A 4196-nucleotide genomic window follows, 5' to 3' on the forward strand; every position below is an offset into this window, starting at 1 on the left:
GGGAATATTCAATTAACTGAAAGCGCCCTCCTTGATACCAGTGGCGACACGGCTGGCTCGATCCGAATCAGGGGAGCAACGATTACAGTAGGAGATAACTCAATCGTACTGACTCAGAATGAAGGTACTCAAAGGGCAGGCAATACCATAATTCATGGTACCGAAAGTGTAATTCTCGGAGAGAATGACGCTAACGGCAGTATCAATACCTTTGTGGCTAACCTTTCTATATCCAGTGGTGACGGGGGAGATATAGAGATTATTACCAAAAATTTAAACCTGTTTGGAGGAGCAAATGTATTAGCCAGCACTTTTGGGTCAGGTACCCCAGGGAATATCAACATCGAAGCTTCTGAATCGGTCGATATGATTGGTTTTACGAGTACTCTTGAGAATGATAGTAATATAAATTCTTTGACCTTCAGCGATGCCCCAGCAGGGAATATTACCATCTCCACCAATCACTTGAAATTAGCTTTAGCAAACATTTTTAGTTTTACTGTCGGTGAAGGTAAGGGGGGTAATATCAGCCTCAATGCTAGGGAATCTATTGATCTAGTGGGTTTACTTTCAGGTATCAAAGACGATACCGTAGTTAGTGCTGCCTCTTTTGGTGAAGGTAATGGGGGTAATGTGGAGGTAAAGACCGCAAGATTGCGGCTCGCCGATGGTGGAGTAATTGGTGCTTCTGCTTTTGGTAAAGGTAATGCTGGTACTGTTACCATAAATGCTTCGGAGTCTATAACCTTACTCGATACCCTGCCAACTCCTGGTATATCTAGTAATATTTCGAGTAGGGTAGCACTTCCTGGTCTTCTATTCCAAAGACTATTTGGACTAGACCCCATCCCCACTGCTGATGCTGGCCAAATCAGGATTAACACTTCCGAGTTAACTATCTCAGGGGATCCCGATGGCCAAGATGCCGAAATTAGGGTCAGAAATCAAGGAATTGGTGATGGGGGAGAATTATTTATCAAGGCTGATACCATCAACCTTAATTATGGTGCTAGTATCACCTCTTCCACCTTCTCTGGAAAAGGAGGCGATATTACCCTGGATATCACAAACGGTTTACTATTGCGTAATGGCAGCACCATCACTGCCGAAGCTGACACTGATGGAGAAGCTGAGAACAATGGCAATGCTGGCAACATTACCATTAACTCGAATTTAGTGACTCTGATGGAAGGCAGCTTGATCCAAACCGATGCTAATCAAGGAAATGGGGGAAATATTTCCATTACTACCCAAGGCTTATTTGTGTTTCCTGATAGTGCCATTACTGCTAGTTCTGAGTTTGGGGTAGATGGGGTGATCAGCATTAACAATCCTGACTCCGATCCGGCTAACGGCTTAATTCAACTACCGACAGAACTGCGCGATCGCACTCAACAAATTGCTAAAGGTTGCCGTTGGACTGCTAGCAGTAGTTTTTATATTACCGGACGGGGTGGCATACCCCAAGACCCCAGTGCTATGGTGCCCGGTGGCCAAATTTTATCGGATGTGCGGGATATATCGGATCTATCCATAGTGCGCGCCATACCCGAAGCATTTGATAGTAAACCAGAAACTAATACCAAAGCACCGATAGTGGAAGCTAATGCTTGGATTATTAATGAGCAAGGTAATGTGGAATTAGTCGCTGTTGTTAACTCCAACCAGGCGCTCGATTTTCTACGAGCAACTTGTGCGATTAAAGAGGATTAGATTGTAGGGTGGGGAAAAACAGATTAGATTGTAGGGTGGGCTTGCGACAGTTTGGTTCCAATAATGATTAATGAGAGCGACTACTTTGCCCACCCTACTTTAGCTGACAGCTGACTCCCTGTAGTGAGTTTGATTTGTGAGGAAGACCATCGGTGATGGGAAAAATAACTATATCCCACTCAAACCAAAATTACATCAGCGACCAGGGTCAAGTTGATGAACCAAACCATTCAGCGATGCTATTTACTCAGCCATCTTTTACTCTCCACTGTCCTCATCCCCAACATCGCCACCGCCCAAATCAGCAGTGATGGCACTTTATCCACTACCGTCACTAGTGATGATGGGGTGAATTTCGATATTGAATCTGGGGTACGCACTTCCGATCATCTATTTCATAGCTTCTCAGAATTTTCCGTACCTAGCAACGGGTCAGCCTTCTTTAACAATGCGGCGGATATTGCCAATATCTTTAGCCGTGTCACCGGAGGGAATATTTCTAACATTGACGGCTTGATTCGTGCTAATGGTAACGCTAATTTATTTCTGATTAATCCAGCGGGAATTATCTTTGGGCAAAATGCTTCGTTGAATATAGGTGGTTCATTTTTTGCGAGCACTGCCGAGAGTGTAGTGTTTGGAAATGGGATTGAATTTAGTGCTACTGAACCAAACCAAGCGCCATTATTAACGATTAATATTACTCCTGGTTTACAGATGGGAACAAATCCCGGAAATATTACAGTAACTGGTCCAGGACATACCCTCAATGGCAGTATTTTCGCTCCTTTCGATCGCAGTAATCTGGGGTCGCAATTACAGGTTCAACCGGGGAATACCTTAGCCTTGGTAGGAGGAGACATTAGCCTCAGGGGTGGTTTGCTTTCCGCAGAAGGGGGACAAATCGAAATCGCCGCAGTAGGTAGCAACAATTCTACTTCGATGGTGGAGTTAACACCAGTAGGATCGGTCTGGGATCTGGACTTGAGTCAAGTCTCAAACTTAGGGAATATTCAATTAACTGAAAGCGCCCTCCTTGATACCAGTGGCGACACGGCTGGCTCGATCCGAATCAGGGGAGCAACGATTACAGTAGGAGATAACTCAATCGTACTGACTCAGAATGAAGGTAGTCAAAATGCTGGCAATACCATACTTGATGGTACCGAAACTGTAACTATCGGAGAGAATGATGCCAACGGCAGTTTCAATACCTTTGTGGCTAACCTCTCGATATCCAGTGGTGAGGGGGGATATATAGACATTATTACCAAAAATTTAAATGTCTTTGGGGGAGCACATGTACTGACCAATGCTTTTGGGTCAGGTGACCCAGGGAATATCAACATTGTTGCTTCTGAATCGGTCAATATAATTGGTTTGGGCGCTTTGAACCGTGACAATCAAAGTGATTTCACTAGTGATGTAAATTCTTTGACCTTCAGCGAAGCAACAGCAGGAGATATTACCATTTCCACCAATCAACTGAGAGTAGTTGTAGCAAACATTCTAACATTTACTGCCGGTAAAGGTAATGGTGGTAATATAAGTATCAATGCGACGGAATCCATTGAGATAGTAGGTTTAATTTCAGGTATCAACGACCAAGGCTTAGTTAGTGCTGCCTCTTTTGGTGAAGGTGATGGGGGTAGTGTGGAGATAAATACAACGAGATTGCTGCTCGCCGATGGTGGAATAATTGGTGCTTCTGCTTTTGGTAAAGGTAATGCTGGTATTGTTACCATCAATGCTTCGGAGTCTATAACTTTACTCGATACCCTGCCAACTCCTTTTACCTCCACTCAGATTTCGAGTACCATAACACGTCCTCCTGTTTTCTTCCAAAGACTATTTGGACTAGACCCCATCCCCACTGCCAATGCTGGCAACATCACAATTAACACTTCTGAGTTAACTATCTCAGGAGATCCCGATACCCAAGATGCCCAAATTAGGGTCAGAAATCGAGGATTTGGTGATGGGGGAGAATTATTTATCAAGGCTGATACCATCAACCTCAATTATGGCGCTAGTATCAGCGCCTCCACCTTCTCTGGGAAAAAAGGCAATATTAACCTCGATATCAAAAACGGTTTACTATTACGCAATGGCAGCACCATTACCACAGAAGCTGAGAACGATGGCGATGGCGGTAATATTACCATTAAGTCCGATGTAGTGACTCTGATCGAAAGTAGCGTGATCCAAGCCAATGCTAATCTAGGCAATGGTGGAAATATTGCCATTACTACCGAAGGGTTATTTGTATCTCCTGATAGTGCCATTACTGCTAGTTCTGAGTTTGGGGTAGATGGGGAGATCACTAACAATTCTGACACCGATACCGCTAACGGCTTAATTGAATTACCCACAGAACTGCGCGATCGCACTCAAGAAATCGCTAAAGGTTGCCGTTGGACTGCCACCAGTAGTTTTTATATTACCGGACGGGGTGGCATCCCCCAAGACCCCAGTGCTATGGA

1 protein-coding gene and 1 pseudogene are annotated in these 4196 nt (G+C 44.4%); both read left to right on the plus strand.

Features of this window, described 5'->3' with window-relative positions; genetic code table 11:
- A pseudogene (locus F6K52_RS33080) lies at positions 1-1713 on the plus strand (hypothetical protein); the annotation flags it as partial.
- Between the two features lie 216 nt (positions 1714-1929).
- On the plus strand, positions 1930-4196 hold a 2267-nt coding region (locus F6K52_RS33085), incomplete at its 3' end, for a filamentous hemagglutinin N-terminal domain-containing protein (protein ID WP_293088858.1).

The sequence above is a fragment of the Moorena sp. SIO3H5 genome, assembly GCF_010692395.1.
Classification (GTDB): Bacteria; Cyanobacteriota; Cyanobacteriia; order Cyanobacteriales; family Coleofasciculaceae; genus Moorena.